Raw genomic sequence first — 17,830 nt, 5'->3', positions numbered from 1 at the left:
CCAGCGGGCCATGCGCCGGCTGGCGGATCCATCCGGGGAGGGCCGACACGCCGCCCTCGGGTTGCCATCCCCGCACCCCTCGCGTAGACCTGTCCGTGCAGTTCACGCATCCGCCACGCGCCGTTGGTCCCCGCGGGGGTCACGTCGCGCAGGCTGATCATGCGAGACACGTGCGACCCGAGGAGATCTCCATGATGGCCAGCGGCGGATTCAGCCGACGCGACCTGTTCGACGGTGCCGGATCCTCCGATCCCGGCGTCGGGCGGCCCACCCGCGGTTCCGGCACGGCGCTCCTCGAGCGCCCGCGTGCGGACGAGACGACCACCACGACGGACGGCCCGGACGGCACCGCGGAGGCCGACCCCCCTCCGTCTCGTCAGGCGGCAGCGGCGCAGACCGCTACCGCCCCGCCCCAGCAGGCGACCATCGGCTCGGCCGAGGGCGACCTCGTGCACGTCATGACCTGCAACATCCGCCTGGCCCGCTCCTCCACCGAGCCCGGCGATCCCGACCACTGGGCCGACCGGGAGCCCGTGCTCGCCCGCTTCCTCCAGCTCGAGCAGCCGACCGTCCTGGGCGTGCAGGAGGCCCTCTCGGCCCAGCTGCCCGCCATCGCCCGGGCGCTCCCCCATCACCGCATGCTCGGCTACGGCCGCGACGGCGGATCCGGCGGCGAGTACAGCGCGATCTTCTACGACGAGCGGCGCCTCGACGTCGTCGCGTGGGACCAGTTCTGGCTGTCCGACCTGCCCGAGCTCATCGGATCCCGCTCCTGGGGCTGCAGCACCACCCGCATCGCCACGTGGGCGCGCTTCCGCGACCGCCGCAGCGGCGCGGAGTTCGTGCACCTCAACACCCACCTCGACCACGAGTCCGAGCTCGCGCGCGTGAAGAGCGCCGACCTCATCACCGAGCGGCTGCAGGAGGTCGCGTCCGGCGCGCCCGTCGTCGTCACGGGCGACTTCAACGCGCCGGCCGAGGAGTCGGCGGCGTACGACATCCTCACGCGCGACGCCGGCCTCGCCGACACCTGGACCACGGCCGCGCACCACGCGACCCCCGGGATCGGCACGTTCACGGCGTACGGCGACCCGGTCCCCGAGGGCGAGCGCATCGACTGGATCCTCGCGGGCCGCGGCGTCGAGGTGGTCGACTCGGCCATCAACCCGTACACGTTCGAGGGCCGTTCTCCCTCGGATCACGCCGCCGTACAGGCGCTCGTGCGCCTCGCCCACACCGCCTGACCCGCGCCGATCCGAGGCCCGGCCGCCTGCCGGCCGGGGGGCCGATCACGCCCTCCGGGGATCGGCGGCGCGCCACGCCGCCACCGGGACGATGGAAACCGCATGTCACAATGGTTTCCGAGCGGCCCCGTGATCGCAGCGGCTGACGGGGTCACCGGCTCGCCGCTGCCGCGGACCCCTCCACGATCGGATGAACACCTATGCCCGCACGTCGCATGGCCCGGGGCGCTCTCGGCGCCCTCGCCGCCGTCCTCCTGCTCGCCGGGTGCACCAGCGGCCCGCAGCCCGCCCCGACCGCGACCGAGGGCGAACCCACCCCCGAGGCGTCCGCCACGACGGCGCCCGAGGACATGGTCCGCATCGTCGTCATGGGCGACTCGAACACGAACGGCTTCGTCGGCACGCTGCCCCAGGGCATCGACCAGGGCATGGCGTACGTCGACTACGTCGTGGGCGACCCGCTGACCTTCGCGGGCGGCTGGGGCACCGACGGCGCGACGAGCACCGTCATGGCGGCCAACACGCCCACCGTCGAGGACGTCGACGTGGCGCTCATCATGATCGGCACGAACAACCGCATCGCGGGCGTGCCGGACACGCAGCTCGACGCCGACATCATCCAGACGGTCGAGAAGCTCGCGCCCAAGGAGACGGTGATCCTCGGGATCCCGCCGCAGAACGCCTCGCCCGAGACGCCGCCCGAGGTCAACGCGCACCTCGAGCAGTTCGCCGACGCGCAGGGGTACCACTTCTTCAACCCGTGGGTGAACCTGACGAACAAGGACATGAAGTGGCGGACCGAGTTCTTCCGCGACGGGATCCACACCAACATGACGGGCTACAAGCTGATGGGTGCCGAGGTGCGCAAGTTCGTGCGCACCGAGGTCCTCGACGAGAGCGCCCAGAAGTAGGGGCATCCCCCCACCTTCCCGCGCGCAGCCCGGCGGTTAGGGTCGAAGCGGTGCCTCGGGAGCGTCGCGCCCGCACCAGAGGAGAGCCCGCGTGACCAGCACCGTGACAGTGAAGAGCGAGACCGGTCGGAAGATCGAGTTCCTCGAGGCGGTCCGCGGCGTCGCGTCCTTCATCGTGGTGCTGCAGCACCTCATCGCCGCGGAGTACCCGGCGTTCGAGGACTTCAGCCGCCAGTGGATCGACGCGGGGCGCGTGGGCGTCGTCGCGTTCTTCCTCGTCAGCGGCTACGTCATCCCCCTCAGCCTCCAGCGCCAGGACACCCGCACCTTCCTCGTGCGTCGCCTCTACCGGCTCTTCCCGCTCTACTGGCTCGTGCTCGGCCTCATGATGCTGTGGATCGGGACCACGGGCGACGGCGAGCTCGGCGGGCCCCTCGTGATCATGGCGAACGTGCTCATGGTGCAGGGCGCCGTGGGCATCTACACGATCGTGCCGACGGCATGGACCCTCGGCATCGAGCTGATCTTCTACGGCCAGTCCCTCGTCGCGAAGCTCATCGGCCGCCTCGACCGCAGCGTCGCCATGGGCTACGTCTGGCTCGCCGGCTTCGTCGCCGCGGCCATCGCGGGCCGGGTGCTCGAGCGCGAGCTGCCCTGGACGCTGCCGCTGCTGCTCTACACGGCATCGCTCGGGCACGCGATCCACCTGCGCGACCGCGACGGATCCACCGCATGGCGCGGCCTCCTCGTCGCGGGCGTCGTGGGCGTGCCGCTGTTCACGTACCTCAACGGCGGGCAGGACGCGGCGTGGCCGCCGTTCGACTACGCCGTGTCGTTCCTGCTCGGCCTCGGCCTGTTCTTCGCGTTCTACGCGTCGCGCCGGGCGACCCACTCGCGCGTGCTGATCTGGCTCGGCGCGGTCTCCTACGCCGCGTACCTCCTGCACCCGCTCGCCTACCGCGTGGTGCGCGCCGTCGACGTGCCCGAGGGGATCGTGCGGGTCGCCGCGGCCATCGCCGTCACGCTCGTCGTCTCGTGGCTCGTGCACCGGTTCGTGGAGGTGCCGTTCATCGGCGTCGCACGCCGCCTCACGAGCCGCTCGGCGGCCGCGAAGGCGCCGCGGGGCTGACGCTCGGAGCCGCGCTCCCCAGGGCGCGCTGACCGCGTCCAGAGCGCTGGCGGCGTGCGCGGGCCCGCAGGCGAGCCCGGAACCGCCGCACGGTGGCCCATCGTGCTCAGGGCGTGGTCCACGACCGAGCGATGAGCGCTGGACCCGTCGGTGCGCGTCACCTCCGCGCGGGGCAGGTCACGCTCCCGTCGCGCAGCGCTCGTGCGCGCCTACCGCGCGGACGTCCGCGCCGCCGGGCGCACGACGACGGGCGCCCCTCCCGGAGGAGGAGCGCCCGTCGTGGCGTGCGGTGGTGCGGGCGGGTCAGCCGGCGGCCGGAGCCGGCGCAGCGCCGATTCCGAGCGGCGCCAGGATGTCCGCCATGATCGGCGCGAGGTCCTGCGACTGGCGGGCCGTGAGGTGCGACGTGTCGCCGCGCACGGGGATCCCGTTCACGAACGCCGGGCACGTGCCCTGGCTGCAGAACCAGCCCTGCGTGTTGATGAACTGGACCGGTGCGCCGACCTCGGTCGCCGCCGCCTCCATGGTGCGCGCGTGGCTGATGAACGAGGGCGACACCGTGGACTGGCAGTCGTTCGGCGAGCTCGTCGGCGTCTTGCACTCCACGAGGGCCGTGGCTGCCGGCGGGCGGGACAGGACGATCACGTTGGACGCCGCGGTCTTCAGCGAGTTCATCGTGGTGAGCGCGCCGGCCTGCCACTCGCGGTCGGCGGCGCCGCCCGTGGCCTTGCTCGACAGGTAGGAGTTGTCGACGGCCTCGCTCATCAGGATGAGCGCGGGCTTCGTGGCGTTCATCTCGCCGAGCGCCCAGTTGCGGAAGTCCGTGCACTCCGTGTACTCGGAGCCGTCGGTGTCCGTGCTCGTGACGGTGGACGCGGGGCAGCGCGCCATCGTGAGCACGCGCACCTTCCAGTCGTCGCCGAGGCTCGTGCGGAGCATGGGCGCGTAGCTGATCGCCAGCGAGTCGCCGAAGATGACCGCGGTCTTCTCCGGACCCGCGGCCGCGTTGCCGTACACGCAGTGCTCGGTGTTCTTGATCGCGTCCTTCTCCTTGGCCAGGTCGGCGCCGAGGCAGCCGTCCTTCGCCCACTCGGTCGCGATGACGTCGCGGCCGAAGTCGCCGAACGACTCGACGGCGGGATCCAGGGCCGGCCACGCGTCCGTGGCGAGCGCGGCGGTGACCTGCTCCGAGCGGGTCGCGAGGGCGTTGCCCGTGGCCGGTGGCGGGGTCGCGGTGCCACCCGTGCCGTTCTGGCCGCTGCCGAGCTGGCTCTGCCCGCTGGGCTCGTCGCGGACGACGGCCACGGCGACGACGCCCACCACGGCGACCGCGACGACGGAGAGCGCCGCGACGGTCATCTTCAGCTGCGCAGCGGAGGACCGGCGGCCGGCCTTCTTCGGGTCGAGCCAGCTGGAGCGGCGGATCGGGTCCTCGACGAGGTGGAACGAGGCGATGGCGAGCACGAGGGTCGCGCCGATCGCGGCTCCGTAGTACTCGAGGGTGCCGGTGCCGAGCAGCGACGCCAGCAGGATGATCGCCGGGAAGTGCCAGAGGTACAGCGAGAACGACAGCCGGCCGATGTAGGTGGTGACCGGGTTCGTGATCGGCACCATGGCCTTCGAGACCCCGCCGATGCCCGACGCGATGACGAGCGCGGTCGAGACGACCGGCAGCAGCCCGAAGGGCACCGGGAACGCGTCGTCGCCGGAGACGAGGAAGAAGGAGGCGATGATCCCGGCGAGGCCGACGTAGCCGAGCGCCGGGCGGATCGCGGCGGGCAGCGTGGCGAGCCGCGCGGCGAAGATCGCGAGGAGCGCGCCGATGCCGAGCTCCCAGGCGCGGGAGAACGTGGAGAAGTACGCGACGGTCGGGCGGGCCGAGGTCTCGTAGAAGCCCCATGCGAGCGACGCGACGATGAGGACGCCGACCGTGATGCCGATCGTCTGCGTGAAGAGGCGCGCGCGCGCTTGACCCGGTTCTTGGGGGTGCGGCGGCGGGCGAACGTGATCACCAGGAAGATCAGCACGGGCCAGACGAGGTAGAACTGCTCCTCGACCGAGAGCGACCAGTAGTGGCGGAACGGCGAGATGGGGCCGTCGGACGCGAAGTAGTCGGTGCCGGCGCTCGCGAAGTGCCAGTTGGAGACGAAGAGGGCCGACCAGATCGCGTCCCACAGGCTGGCCTGGGCGCGCACCACGTTGAAGACGAGGAACGATGCCGCCGTCGAGACCACGAGCACGAGCAGCGCGGCCGGCATGATGCGGCGGACGCGGCGCTTGTAGAAGTCGAGGAACGAGATCGTCTTGGTGCGCTCGTACTCCTTGAGCAGCAGGCCCGTGATGAGGAAGCCGCTGATGACGAAGAAGACGTCGACGCCCACGAAGCCGCCGGAGGGCCAGTCGAAGAGGTGGTCGACGATGACGGCGACCACCGCGAGGGCGCGCAGGCCCTCGACGTCCGGGCGGAAGCCGCGGTTCACAGTCGGCGAATCCCCCTCAGATGGTGGGTTCTTGTCGTCCGGTGCGGAGCGGAGCTCCGAAGGATCCGGGAGCGCGGGCGTGCCCCGGCGAAATGTCTGCGAGCTCATGGCCCAGGTCCCTACTCACTCGTGTACCGCCGTGCAGCACTGCTGTCTGAGCGACCCTAACAGGGCGTCACGGGGCCTACCATGCCCCGGACGGGGGCGTCCCGGGCTGCTAGCACCACTCCTGAGCTGTGTGATGATAGACAGCCGAGGCTGTGGATATCCCACGTATGCGGACACTCCGCGCCTGTGTGCTTTTTGGGGAAGGGTTCTTAGTTATGGCGCTCCGTGACTTCATTCGGATGCTGCGTAGGGGCGCGGTGCTCATCATCCTGACGCTCTTGGTCGGGGTGGGCGCCGCGGCGGCGTTCTCGCTCCTCCAGACCCCCGAGTACGAGGCGTCGACCAAGATGTACGTCGCCCAGAGCAGCTCCTCCAACGTGCAGGACCTGCAGCAGGGCAACAACTTCATCACCCAGGCGGTGAAGAGCTACGCGGACGTCGTCACGACCCGCGCCGTGCTCCAGCCCGTCATCGACCAGTTCGGGCTCGACGTCACGTCGCGCGAGCTGGCCGAGTCGGTCCGCGCCTCCGCGCCGCTCGACACCACGATCATCGACATCACGGTCAAGGACCAGTCCCGCCAGGACGCCGCGACGCTCGCGGACGCCATCGGCGAGAGCCTCAAGGCCGTCGTCGGCACGCTCGTGCCCGAGACCATCGAGGGCACGCCGCAGGTGCAGATCACGCAGCTCGAGCAGGCGGAGATCCCCGAGTCGCCGTCGTCGCCGAACCTGCCCGTCAACATCATCGTGGGCGCGCTCATCGGCCTCCTCATCGGCGTGGGCGTCAGCCTCCTCCGCGAGACGCTCGACAACCGCATCCGCGGCGAGCGCGACGTGGAGCTGGTCACGACCAAGCCGATCCTCGGCGGCATCGCGTACGACCCGAAGGCGACCGAGCGTCCCCTCATCGTCCAGGACGACCCGCGGAGCCCCCGCGCCGAGTCCTTCCGAAGCCTCCGCACGAACCTCCAGTTCCTCGAGTTCGGCGGCCGCTCGCGCAGCTTCGTCATCACCTCCTCCATCCAGGGCGAGGGCAAGTCGACCACCAGCTCGAACCTCGCGCTGGCGCTGGCCGACTCTGGCATCAAGGTCGTCCTCATCGACGCCGACCTCCGCCGTCCGCGCCTGGCCTCCTACATGGGCCTCGAGGGCGCCGTGGGCCTCACCGACATCCTCATCGGCCGCGCCGAGATCGAGGACGTCATCCAGCCCTGGGGCTCGGGCATGCTCTCGATCCTCCCCGCGGGCCAGATCCCGCCGAACCCGTCCGAGCTGCTCGGCTCGCAGGGCATGGCCCGCCTGCTGCAGGACCTCGAGGCGCGCTACGACGTGGTGCTCATCGACGCCCCGCCGCTGCTCCCCGTCACCGACGCGGCGATCCTGTCGAAGAACGCCGGCGGCGCGATCGTCGTCGTCGCGGCGGGCCGCACGCACCGCACGCAGCTGAAGAGCGCCATCGCCAACCTCACCAACGTGGGCGCGGACGTGCTCGGCCTCGTGATCACCATGCTCCCGACCAAGGGCCCGGACGCGTACGGCTACGGCCACTACGGCTACGGGTACGGGTACACGGAGGACGAGGACGGCCAGAAGACCAAGGCGCCCATCGAGAAGATCAAGGCGTAGCTCCCCTCCATGTCGGAACTCCCCCCCACGAGCCGCAGGGCCGCACGCGCGGCCCTCGGCGACGCATCCATCGAGGGCGTCGACGACGGCTCGTTCCGCGTCCTGTTCGTCTGCTCGGGCAACATCTGCCGCTCCGCCCTCGCCGAGCAGGTCCTCCGGGCCCGGGTGCGGGCGATCTTCGGAGGCCACGCCGCCGAGGCCGACTCGGTCGTGCGCTTCTCCAGCGCCGGCACGATCGCGGCCGAGGGGCAGCGCATGCCGGAGCAGGCGGCCGAGCTGTCCGTCCGCTACGGCGGGGATCCGAGCGAGCACCAGGCGAGGTTCCTCACGCCCGGGATCATCCAGGGCGTCGACCTGGTGCTCACCATGGCGCGCGAGCACCGCAGCGCCGTCGTGCGCGCGGTGCCCCGCGCCAACCGCTTCACCTTCACCATCCGCGAGTTCGCCGCGCTCTTCGAGCACCTCGTCGAGGTGTCAGGGGACGAGAAGCACATCGCCTGCGACGGCGACGTGCCGGAGCAGCTGCGGGCGCTCATCCCGCTCGTGGCAGCCCAGCGCGGCGTGACCCTGCCGCCGGCGCAGGAGGACGACTACGACGTGGTCGACCCCTACCGCCGGTCGCAGGCCACCTACGACGCCTCGGGCGAGCAGGCGGGGGGCGCCATCGAGTCGATCCTCGAGTCGGTGCGGGCAGTGACCCGGACAGACGCGCCCCGCATCCGGGGCTGACCCGACCAGCCCGCCACCGCACACGCGAGCACACGCCGCTCCATCACACACCACCGGCTCCCGCGCGGAGCCGCCTGCCCCGGGGGACCAGTGGACACGCAACAGACACGACGCACGGACGAGGCCCAGGAGGGTTCGCGCTGGCGGGTCGTCTACGCCCGGCGCCTGGCGCTGAGCGACGCGATCGTCATCATCCTCACGACCTTCGGCGTGCAGTTCCTGTGGTTCGGCACGACGGCAGGCACGGTCGACCTCGGCGGCAACGCCCGGGGCGTGGCCGTGACCTACACGATGGTCTCGGTCGTGCTGATCCTCGCGTGGCTGTTCGTGCTCACGGTCTACAGCACGCGGGACTACCGCATCGTCGGCACGGGCACGGCGGAGTACAAGCAGGTCGCGGACGCGACGCTGCGGCTCTTCGGGATCATCGCCATCGTCGCCTTCCTCGTGAAGATCGACCTGGCGCGCGGCTACATCGTCACGGGCCTGCCGCTCGGGCTCGTGCTCCTGCTGCTGTCCCGCGCGCTCTGGCGGGTGTGGCTCTCGGCCCAGCGCCGCCGCGGCGAGTTCTCCTCGCTGATCCTCCTGGTCGGATCCCTGGAGAGCACCACCCACACCGCCACGACCCTCGCCCGCGCCCCCAAGGCCGGCTACCGCGTGGTGGGCGCGTGCCTCACGGGCGACGCCCGGCCCTCGCGCCTGCCCGGCCTCGACGTGCCCGTGGTCGGCAACGCGGACGACGCGCTCGTGGAGCTGGAGCGCCTCGGCGCCGACACGCTCGTGCTCACGTCGAGCGACGAGCTGCCGCCCGAGCGGATCCGCGAGCTCAGCTGGTCGCTCGAGCCCGGCCGCCACCACCTCGTCATGGCGCCCGGCCTCACCGACATCGGCGGCCCGCGCATCCACACCCGCCCTGTCGCCGGCCTCCCCCTGATCCACGTGGAGACGCCGCGCTTCGAGGGCCGCAAGCTGCTCTCCAAGCGCCTGTTCGACATCGTCGTCTCCGGCATCACGCTCATCGTGCTGAGCCCGGTGTTCCTGATCCTCGCGATCCTCATCAAGGCCACGAGCAAGGGCGACGTCTTCTACAAGCAGGAGCGCATCGGCCTCAACGGCGAGCCGTTCCACATGCTGAAGTTCCGGTCGATGCGCATGAACGCCGACGCGGAGCTGTTCGCGCTGCTGGAGCAGCAGGGCACGGCCGACACCCCGCTGTTCAAGGTGACGGACGACCCGCGCATCACGAAGGTGGGCGGCGTCCTCCGCCGCTACTCGCTCGACGAGCTGCCGCAGTTCCTCAACGTGCTGCTCGGATCCATGAGCCTCATCGGCCCGCGCCCGCAGCGCGAGGGCGAGGTCGCGCTGTACGACAGCGCCGCGCGCCGCCGCCTCCTCATCAAGCCCGGCATGTCGGGCCTGTGGCAGGTCTCCGGCCGCTCCTCGCTCTCGTGGGAGGACGCCATCCGCCTCGACCTCTACTACGTGGAGAACTGGTCGCTCACGGGCGACATCATCATCCTGGCGCGCACGTTCAAGGCCGTCTTCGGCGCGGACGGGGCCGTCTGATGGGCGGGCTGCTGGTCCAGGAGTGGATCGAGAAGTCCGGCGGATCCGAGAAGGTGTTCGACGCCTTCGCGCACGCCTTCCCCGACGCCGACCTCTTCACGCTCTGGAACGACGACCCGGGCCGCTTCGGCGACCGCCCGGTGCGGGAGAGCTGGATCGCCCGCACGCCGCTGCGCAGGCGCAAGCCGCTGGCCCTGCCGTTCATGCCGCTCACGTGGAGCTCGCTCGACCTCGACGCGTACGAGTGGACCCTGTCGAGCTCGCACCTGTTCGCGCACCACCTCGGCCACGGGGATCGCGCGACCCGCCAGCACGTCTACGTGCACAGCCCGGCGCGCTACCTCTGGACGCCCGACCTCGACCAGCGCGGCGCCAACCTGCTCGTGAAGGCCGCCGCTCCCCCGCTCCGCGCGCTCGACCGGCGCCGGGCGCAGGCGTCGCATGCCGAGTTCGCCGCGAACAGCGCGTTCGTGCGGGCGCGCATCCGCAAGGCGTGGGACGTGGACGCGCGCGTGATCCACCCGCCCGTCGACGCGACCGCGATCCGCGACACCGCATCCTGGGAGGGCGAGCTGACCGGATCCGACGCCGAGCTCGCCGCGTCGCTGCCCGACCGCTTCCTGCTGGGCGCCAGCCGCTTCGTGCCGTACAAGCGGCTGGACCTCGTGATCCGCGCCGGCGAGGCCGCCGACGTGCCCGTGGTGCTCGCCGGATCCGGCCCGCTCGCCGAGGAGCTGCGGGCGCAGGCCGACGCCGCGCGCGTGCCCGTCACGATCGTCCCGCGGCCCTCGGACGCCCTGCTGTACACGCTGTACCAGCGCTCGCTCGCGTACGTGTTCCCCGCGGTCGAGGACTTCGGGATCATGCCCGTCGAGGCGATGGCCGCAGGCGCCCGCGTGCTCGTGAGCGACGTGGGCGGCGCGACCGAGAGCGTCGTCGACGGCGTCACGGGAGTGCACGTGCACGACTGGGAGGGCGCCGGCCTCGCCGACGCCGTGGCGCGCGCCGCCGCGCTGGATCCCGCCGACAGCGTCCGCCGCTCCGCCGACTTCGACGCGTCCGTGTTCGAGCGCAGCATCGCCTCGTGGGTCCGCCACGACGGCGCGCGCCTCGACGGGGCGGCCGCATGATGCGCCGGCTCGTCGTCAACGAGGCCTACGCGGGGCAGCGGGTCACCGGCCAGCAGCGCTACGCGACGGAGATCGCCCGCGCGCTCGAGGGCAAGCGCGGCGTGACCCGCGCGACGCCGTCGGAGGGCATCGCGTCGTCCGGCGCGCGCAGCTGGCTCTGGGTGCAGACGACCTTGCCGTGGATCACGCGCCAGGACGTGCTCCTGTCGCTCACGAGCCGCGCGCCGCTCGTGCACCGCCGCCACATCGTGGTCGTGCACGACCTCTTCGTGCTCACCAACCCCGAGTGGTACAGCCGCGAGTACGTCGTGACCCACGTGCCGCTGCTGCGCGCGAACCTGCGCGACGCGCGGGTCATCGTCACCGTGAGCGAGCCCGTCGCCGAGCAGGTGCGCGAGCTCGGGCTGTCCAGCGCGCCCGTCGTGGTCGCGCCCAACGCGCCGAGCCCCGTGTTCGGCGAGCCGCGCGGCGCCGACGAGCGCGCCCGCGTGCTCGAGCGGTTCAGCGTGACCGACGGCGGGTACCTGCTCGCGGTCGGCAGCATGGATCCGCGCAAGAACCTGAAGCGCCTCACCGAGGCGTACCTCGATCTGCCCGCGGAGACCCGCGCCCAGGCGCCGCTCGTGCTGGTCGGCGCGAAGAGCGCCGTGTTCGGCGACGTCGACATGGCTGAGTCGGACGACATCAAGCTGGCCGGCTACGTGACCGACGACGAGCTCGCCGTGCTCTACGCGGCATCGCGCGGCGTGGTCTTCCCGAGCCTCGCGGAGGGCTTCGGCCTGCCGCTCGTCGAGGCGATGGTCGCGGGCGCACGGCTCGCCGTCTCCGACATCGACGTCTTCCACTGGATCTGCGGGGACGACGCCACGTACTTCTCGCCCGCGGACACGTCCGCCATCACCCAGGCGCTCGCCCAGCTCGCGGCCGCCGACCCGCTCGAGGAGGAGGAGGCCGCGCGCATCCGCCGCGCCGTCACCTGCCGCTTCGACTGGCGGACCTCCGCGCAGACCGTCCACGACGCCTACCAGAGCATCGGGACGCGATGATCAGGCGGATCGGGCTGCTGCTCCCCACGGGAGCCGCAGGGCTCACGCGCGTGCTCCAGCTGGTGCTGCTCGTGGTCCTCACGCGCCTGTCGGAGGGGTCGGCGCAGAGCGCCCTCGTCACCGGGTTCGCGCTGCTCAGCTCGTTCGCGATCATCACCGACTCGGGCGCCGCGAACTTCCTGCTCTCGCTGCCGCGCACGCGCCTCACCCGGAGCGTGCACGCGCGCGCCGTCGCGTTCCACGCAGGGCTCGGGTCGCTGGGCGCCGCCGTCGCGGTGCTGATCACCGTCGCCGCCGCCTCGTCCATGCCCGGCGAGGCCGTGCTGCTGCTCGTCGCGCTCGGCGTCAGCCAGGTGCTCGACTCGCTCACCCGCACGATCCGCGCGCCCCTGCTCGTCGGCCGCCGCGACGCCTCCTACGCGTTCCCGGACCTCGCGCTCGTGGTGCTGAAGGCCGTGCCGCTCGTGATCGCGCTCGTCGTGCCCGAGATCCTCGTGCTGCTCGCGTTCCCCGTGGTGTCGCTGATCGTCACCGCCGGCACCTGGATCGCCGTCCGCCGCGACCTCGCGACGACCAGCGACGAGCCCGTGCGCGTGTTCCCGCAGATCCTCGAGTTCGGCCTCTCGGGATCCCTCAGCGCGCTCTACTCGCAGGCGCCTCTCGTGCTCGGCACGGCGATCCTCGGGGCCGACGCCGTCGTGCCGCTCGCGCTCGCCTACCGCATCGTGCAGCCGCTCGAGGTCCTGCCCGCGACGCTCTCGCAGCAGCTGATCCCGCGGATCCGCGCCGCCGGCCGGCCCGCGCGCGACTACTGGTGGCGGTTCGCGCTCGGCGGCCTGGTGCTCGCCGGGATCCTCGCGCTGATCCGCGAGCCCGTCGAGCAGGTCTTCGGCGGCGACGCGTTCGACCAGGTGATCTTCCTCGTGATCCTCCTCTCCGTCGCCCCCAAGTTCGGCAACTACGCGCTCATGGCGTACGCGATGGGATCCGGCCTCGTGCGCGTGCGGCTCACCGCGACCATCGTCACGGGCGTCGTCGCCGTGGTCCTCACGCTCGTCGCCGCGCTCACGGCTGGCCCCGCCCTCCTCGCCGGCGTCACGCTCGTCGCGGAGCTCGTCCTGAGCGCCGCCATCGCCGCGCTCCTCATCCGCTACCGCCACCGCACCGTCAGGAAGGAGGACGCATGAGGACCCTCATCGTCTCCGCCGACCGCACCCTCGCGTCCGGCCATCCGCAGAACCTCGGGGACGCCTTCCTCACCGACGCGCTCTCCGAGCGCCTCCGCCGGGCGGGCCACGAGACCGTGATCGCCGACTTCGGGCAGACCGCGCGCGTCGACTCCACCGAGGAGCGTGCCCGCGTCTCCGGCGTGCGCGCGCTCGCCGACATCGTGCGCCAGGTCGACGCGGTCGTCGTCGGCGGCGGCACGCTCCTCGCCGACGACCAGCCCGGTCGCCCGTTCGCGGGCCTCCCCCGCCTCATGGCCGTCACGGGGCTCATCGCGCGCACCGGACGCACGCCGCTCGCCGTGTTCGGCGTGGGCGCGGATCCCGTCACGCGCCGCCGCGCGCGCCTCGCCCTCCGAGCGGGCCTCGACGGCGCCCGCGTCTGGACCCGCGACCCCGACTCCGCCGGCCGCGCCGCGGGGTACTCGAAGCTCCCCGTCGAGGTCGCCGCCGACGTCAGCCTCTTCGCCGCCCCCGAGCTCGCCCGGATGGCCGCGCCCGCCGACCGCCGCAGCGGCGCGGTGGTCGCCCTCAACGCGAAGCACTCCCCCGACGTCACCCTCGCGCACGTGCGGGCCCTCGAGGAGCGCTTCGGCGAGGTGGTCTTCGTGTCGATGGACCAGGGCGACGACTCCGACGCCGGCGCCCTGTCCCCCGATGTCCGCGCCCGGCTCACGACCGAGCCCGGCGACCACGGCTGGCGCCGCGCGGCCGAGCTCATGGCCGATCGCGAGGTCGTCATCGCCTCTCGCATGCACGCCATGTACCTCGGTACGATGCTGACGACGCCCGTCGTCGCCGTCGGTGGCGCCACCAAGGTCGGGGCGTTCACGAACGAGTTCGGCACGAGCACGGAGCCCACGTTCGACCGGGCGGTCCGCACCGCCATCGCAGCGCCGGCCCACGCCGACGCCGCATCCACCACCGCGGCGGCTCTCGTCGCCGCCACCGCCCGCCTGGACGCGGCTTTCGAGGAGATGACCACATGGGTCCGACGTACCGCCTAGCGACCCCGGCGGTCTTCGCGGCCGCCGTGGTGCTCACCGTCCTCGCCGCCCTCGGCGGCGTGGCCCTGCTCGGCAACGAGCTCTCCTACCCGTTCATGATCGCGGTGCTCGCGATCCTGCTCGTCGGCGTGCTCGTGAAGGAGACGGTCTCCAACGGGGACCCGATCACCCCCGGCGGCATCGTCGCGTTCACGGGACTGCTCCTGTTCGTGCTGCGCCCGCTCACCGTCGCCAACAGCATGGAGACGAGCCCCGGCGCCATCGCCGACACGCGCTTCTTCTCCCCCACGCTGCAGCTCGCGGCGAGCTCCGCGCTCATCGAGGCGCTGATCTTCTTCTCGGCGTTCTTCGTCGTCTACTACTACTCGGTGGCCCGCGAGGCCCGTCGCATCAAGCGCGGCGGCGAGGACGCGAAGGCCCTGGAGGACAACGCCATCGCCGGCGGCCCCGCCGTCGTCGACCCCGACACGCAGGTGCGCTGGCAGCGCGTGTTCAACACGTCGGTGGCGCAGGCGCTCGTGGTCATCTCCTCGGTCGTGGCCCTCGGGCTCCTCGTGTACCTGGTGCTCTCCTCCGGCGGCATCCAGGCGTACACGACGGGCCTCGCCAACCGGAGCGACTTCCTCTCCGGCAAGTCGTTCATCGGCCTCTCCTACATCCCCGTGCAGATCGCGATCGTCTACAACGTGCTCGCGCGCCGGCAGAAGGGCCTCGAGGGCTGGAACTGGGTCAACCTGGTCGCCGTCCTGGTGCTCGTGGTCTGCGCCGGATCCGCCGGCGGCCGCGGCCCGCTCATCATCGGCGTCTTCCTGCCGTTCCTGATCCTCAAGCAGATCGGCCCGAAGCCCTTCCGCTTCCGCACCATCGCCCTCATCGGCGGTGTCACGGCCGTGGTCGCGATGGTCTACTCGATCGTCATCCGCGAGTCCACGTTCGACAACGGCCGCTCGCTCGACCGCCTGACGCAGGACCCGCTCGGCGTCCTCCTCGACCGGCTCACCAGCGGCATCGAGACGCGGCCCTTCGACGTGCTCATCCGCCTCAACGAGGTCGCGTCGCTGCCGGACTTCGTCTACCAGTGGGGCGCCACGTACGCCGCGGTGCCGGCCTGGTTCGTCCCGCGCGGGCTGTGGGAGGACAAGCCCTTCGGCGGCGGCAACACGTGGTTCACGTCCACGTACGTGCCCCGGTTCTACGGCGTCAACCGCGTCGAGACGAGCCTGTCGGCCATCGGCGAGGCGTTCGCGAACTTCGGGATCCCCGGGGTCGTCGCCGTCGGCGCGCTCCTCGGCCTCGTGGCCGGCCTCTTCATCCGCGCCCGCATGCGCCGCCGCGGGCTCCTCGGCGCGGCCATCGCGGTCGTCGTCACGCCGTACCTCTTCTCCCTGATCCGCGGCGACGCGTACCAGGGCATGTCGACGAGCATCGCGTCGCTCGTGATCCTCCTCGTGTTCTTCTGGATCTCCTCCACCCGCAAGCAGGTCACCGGCCCCGTCAGCGCGCCCGTGCCCCTGCCCGACGAGACCGCGCCCGCAGCCGTCCGCGAGCAGGCGCTCATCGGCGCGGGGGTCGCCGGCCTCGGTGCCGTCGGCGGATCCGCCCCGGTGTCCGCTGACGCCCGTCCCGCGATCGGCAACGGCCGCGCCTTCCCGGCCGGAAAGCCGGTCGGGAACTGGACGCCCGACCGGTGAGCGGCATCGACGACATCCTGCCCCCGGCCGACGGCTCGGACGGATCCGACGGCTCGACCGGCCGCCGCAGCCGCCGCCGCGCCGACCGCACGGAGCGCGACGCCACCCGCCGGCCCCTGTGGAAGCGCAAGCGCCTCTGGATCCCGGTCGGCGTGATCGGCGTCCTCGTGATCGGCACCGCCGTCTCGGCCGCGCTGATCCTGCCCCGCGTCGACACCGTCCAGTCCGAGCTCCGCGACGCGCTCCCGCTCTCCGACCAGGTGCAGACCGCGCTCCTCGCGGGCGACATCGACACCGCGAAGACCGGCGCCGCCGAGCTCCGCGACCACACCGCGAAGGCCGCCGAGGCCGCGGACGACGGCGTGCTCGGCGCCTACGAGTGGATCCCCTTCGTCGGCCCGAACCTCCACGCCGCCCGCGTGCTCGCCTCCACGAGCGATCGGCTCGCGACCGACGTCGTCACGCCCGCCACCGAGGTCTCCCTCTCGGCGTTCACGCCCGTGCTCGGCCGCATCGACCTCGACGGGATCCGTTCGCTCGGGCAGACCGTGCAGACCGCGAGCGACGGCCTCGCGGGCGCCCGCGCCGAGCTCGACACCATCGACCGCGACAGCCTCTGGGCGCAGGTGGCCGACGACGTCGACCGCATGGACGACACGCTCACGAGCACCGAGGACACCGCGAGCACCTTCCGCGAGGTCACCGGGGTCCTCCCCGACCTCCTCGGGGCCGACGGCGCGCGCAACTACCTGCTGATGTTCCAGAACAACGCGGAGGTCAGATCCACCGGCGGCAACCCGGCCGCGCTCGTGCTGCTGACCGTCGAGGACGGCACCGTGCGGATCGCGAAGCAGGCGTCGAGCAACGACTTCCCGCGGAACGTGCGCCAGGGCGACGTGCCCGACGAGACCGTGCGCCTCATCGAGCCGCGCTCGGACCGGTTCGAGCAGAACATCACGATGTTCCCCGACTTCCCCACGTCGGGCGCCCTCGCCAAGTCGTACTGGGAGGCCAACATCGGCGACCGGGTCGACGGAGTGCTGTCGTTCGACCCGATCGCGCTCAGCTACCTGCTGGAGGCGACCGGGCCGATCACGCTCGCCACGGGCGACCAGCTGACCGCGGAGAACGCGGTGCCCACCCTCCTCGGCGCCGTCTACAGCCAGTACCCCGACTACCTCGCTCAGGACCGCTACTTCGCGAGCGCGGCCAGCACGATCTTCGCGAAGCTCGTCACCGACACCCCGCCCGTCGTCCCGCTGGTCACCGCGATCGACCGGGCCATCGACGAGCGCCGCCTGCTGATGTGGAGCACGGTCCCCGAGGAGCAGACGCTCATCGAGGGCGGGCCGCTGAGCGGCGCGCTGCCGGACGACAACACCGACCAGACCGCGATCGGCCTGTACTTCAACGACATCGGCTCCGGATCCAAGATGAGCTACTACCTGCGCTCCGGATCCCGCATCCAGGCGGAGACCTGCGGCGACACCACCACGTACACGGTGTCCGTCGACATGACGAGCATCGCGCCGGTAGACGCCGCGACGAGCCTGCCGCGCTACGTCACGGGCCTCGACGGCAAGGCCAAGGGCCGCCAGTTCGACGACCTGCTCGTGTACGGCCCCGTCGGATCCACCGTCACCGGCTGGAAGACCGACGCCGACCTCACCACGGAGGAGGCGCGCGGCACCGACATGGGGCGCGGCATGATCCGCATCCGCACCGAGCTCGCGCCGCAGGACACGAAGACCGTCGACGTCACGTTCACCATGCCGACGTCCGACGACCAGGGACCGCTCGAGGTCCGCCACACGCCGCTCGTGCGCCCGCTCGAGTCCGAGATCACCCAGGTCCCCTGCTCCACGGGCGGCTGATCCGCCGCCCGCCGCCACGACGCCGCGCCGCCCGCCCCGGATGGGGGCTTCGCGACCGTCA

Annotated in this window: 13 protein-coding genes and 1 pseudogene; 12 read left to right on the top strand and 2 right to left on the bottom strand. The window is 72.0% G+C overall.

Going from position 1 to position 17,830, the window contains the following annotated elements; translation table 11 throughout:
• The first annotated feature begins 191 nt into the window (after positions 1–191).
• The 3 genes from FGD68_RS05665 to FGD68_RS05655 all read left to right on the top strand — a co-directional run bounded on the left by FGD68_RS05665 (position 192) and on the right by FGD68_RS05655 (position 3,284).
• Positions 192–1,244 (top strand): endonuclease/exonuclease/phosphatase family protein, encoded by a 1,053-nt coding sequence (locus FGD68_RS05665; protein WP_119372320.1) that lies wholly within the window; start codon positions 192–194, stop codon positions 1,242–1,244.
• Positions 1,245–1,444: 200 nt separating this feature from the next.
• Positions 1,445–2,155: an SGNH/GDSL hydrolase family protein gene (locus tag FGD68_RS05660; protein ID WP_104237029.1), complete on the top strand. Its 711-nt coding sequence runs from the start codon at positions 1,445–1,447 to the stop codon at positions 2,153–2,155.
• A gap of 91 nt (positions 2,156–2,246) precedes the next feature.
• On the top strand, positions 2,247–3,284 hold the full coding sequence (locus FGD68_RS05655; RefSeq protein ID WP_119372321.1) for an acyltransferase family protein: 1,038 nt from the start codon (positions 2,247–2,249) through the stop codon (positions 3,282–3,284).
• A gap of 303 nt (positions 3,285–3,587) precedes the next feature.
• Here the strand turns inward: FGD68_RS05655 and FGD68_RS15590 are convergent, their stop codons facing one another.
• Positions 3,588–5,459, bottom strand: coding sequence for an acyltransferase family protein (locus FGD68_RS15590; protein ID WP_390610649.1), 1,872 nt, complete (start codon positions 5,457–5,459; stop codon positions 3,588–3,590).
• A pseudogene (locus FGD68_RS15585) lies at positions 5,348–5,872 on the bottom strand (acyltransferase family protein); the annotation flags it as partial. The pseudogene FGD68_RS15585 and the gene FGD68_RS15590, both read right to left, overlap by 112 nt.
• 167 nt (positions 5,873–6,039) lie before the next feature.
• Here FGD68_RS15585 and FGD68_RS05640 point away from each other — a divergent pair.
• The 9 genes from FGD68_RS05640 to FGD68_RS05600 all read left to right on the top strand — a co-directional run bounded on the left by FGD68_RS05640 (position 6,040) and on the right by FGD68_RS05600 (position 17,769).
• The gene (locus FGD68_RS05640; protein ID WP_394803993.1) at positions 6,040–7,500 is read left to right on the top strand and encodes a polysaccharide biosynthesis tyrosine autokinase; all 1,461 of its coding nucleotides are present in this window, start codon (positions 6,040–6,042) and stop codon (positions 7,498–7,500) included.
• Between the two features lie 9 nt (positions 7,501–7,509).
• A complete protein-coding gene (locus tag FGD68_RS05635; protein ID WP_119372323.1) occupies positions 7,510–8,229 on the top strand; it encodes an arsenate reductase/protein-tyrosine-phosphatase family protein in 720 nt (239 codons plus the stop codon).
• A 90-nt stretch (positions 8,230–8,319) separates the two neighbouring features.
• Entirely contained in the window at positions 8,320–9,795 is a 1,476-nt protein-coding gene (locus FGD68_RS05630) for a sugar transferase (RefSeq protein ID WP_104237024.1), read from the top strand.
• Positions 9,795–10,925: a glycosyltransferase gene (locus FGD68_RS05625; protein WP_119372324.1), complete on the top strand. Its 1,131-nt coding sequence runs from the start codon at positions 9,795–9,797 to the stop codon at positions 10,923–10,925. The genes FGD68_RS05630 and FGD68_RS05625 overlap by 1 nt, the downstream gene beginning before the upstream one ends.
• Positions 10,922–11,971: a glycosyltransferase family 4 protein gene (locus FGD68_RS05620; RefSeq protein ID WP_119372325.1), complete on the top strand. Its 1,050-nt coding sequence runs from the start codon at positions 10,922–10,924 to the stop codon at positions 11,969–11,971. Before FGD68_RS05625 ends, FGD68_RS05620 begins: the two co-directional genes overlap by 4 nt.
• The gene (locus tag FGD68_RS05615; RefSeq protein WP_119372326.1) at positions 11,968–13,158 is read left to right on the top strand and encodes a polysaccharide transporter; all 1,191 of its coding nucleotides are present in this window, start codon (positions 11,968–11,970) and stop codon (positions 13,156–13,158) included. Before FGD68_RS05620 ends, FGD68_RS05615 begins: the two co-directional genes overlap by 4 nt.
• Positions 13,155–14,204, top strand: a complete 1,050-nt coding sequence (locus tag FGD68_RS05610) for a polysaccharide pyruvyl transferase family protein (RefSeq protein WP_237609882.1) — start codon at positions 13,155–13,157, stop codon at positions 14,202–14,204. Before FGD68_RS05615 ends, FGD68_RS05610 begins: the two co-directional genes overlap by 4 nt.
• The gene (locus FGD68_RS05605) at positions 14,183–15,895 is read left to right on the top strand and encodes an O-antigen polymerase (protein WP_104237019.1); all 1,713 of its coding nucleotides are present in this window, start codon (positions 14,183–14,185) and stop codon (positions 15,893–15,895) included. Before FGD68_RS05610 ends, FGD68_RS05605 begins: the two co-directional genes overlap by 22 nt.
• A complete protein-coding gene (locus FGD68_RS05600) occupies positions 15,892–17,769 on the top strand; it encodes a DUF4012 domain-containing protein (RefSeq protein ID WP_237609881.1) in 1,878 nt (625 codons plus the stop codon). The genes FGD68_RS05605 and FGD68_RS05600 overlap by 4 nt, the downstream gene beginning before the upstream one ends.
• Positions 17,770–17,830 lie beyond the last annotated feature (61 nt).

The sequence above is a fragment of the Clavibacter californiensis genome (assembly GCF_021952865.1).
GTDB classification, from domain to species: Bacteria; Actinomycetota; Actinomycetes; order Actinomycetales; family Microbacteriaceae; genus Clavibacter; species Clavibacter californiensis.
The sequence above is the reverse complement of the archived record's forward strand: the minus strand, read 5'-3'. Positions and strand labels throughout refer to the sequence as shown.

Excerpts from the sequence above, each read along its gene's own strand:
- FGD68_RS05605 (WP_104237019.1), top strand. The coding sequence starts at position 14,183 with ATGGGTCCGACGTACCGCCTAGCGACCCCGGCGGTCTTCGCGGCCGCC.
- FGD68_RS05640 (WP_394803993.1), top strand. The coding sequence starts at position 6,040 with ATGCGGACACTCCGCGCCTGTGTGCTTTTTGGGGAAGGGTTCTTAGTT.
- FGD68_RS05635 (WP_119372323.1), top strand. The coding sequence starts at position 7,510 with ATGTCGGAACTCCCCCCCACGAGCCGCAGGGCCGCACGCGCGGCCCTC.
- FGD68_RS05665 (WP_119372320.1), top strand. The coding sequence starts at position 192 with ATGATGGCCAGCGGCGGATTCAGCCGACGCGACCTGTTCGACGGTGCC.
- FGD68_RS05610 (WP_237609882.1), top strand. The coding sequence starts at position 13,155 with ATGAGGACCCTCATCGTCTCCGCCGACCGCACCCTCGCGTCCGGCCAT.
- FGD68_RS05660 (WP_104237029.1), top strand. The coding sequence starts at position 1,445 with ATGCCCGCACGTCGCATGGCCCGGGGCGCTCTCGGCGCCCTCGCCGCC.
- FGD68_RS05625 (WP_119372324.1), top strand. The coding sequence starts at position 9,795 with ATGGGCGGGCTGCTGGTCCAGGAGTGGATCGAGAAGTCCGGCGGATCC.
- FGD68_RS05620 (WP_119372325.1), top strand. The coding sequence starts at position 10,922 with ATGATGCGCCGGCTCGTCGTCAACGAGGCCTACGCGGGGCAGCGGGTC.
- FGD68_RS05615 (WP_119372326.1), top strand. The coding sequence starts at position 11,968 with ATGATCAGGCGGATCGGGCTGCTGCTCCCCACGGGAGCCGCAGGGCTC.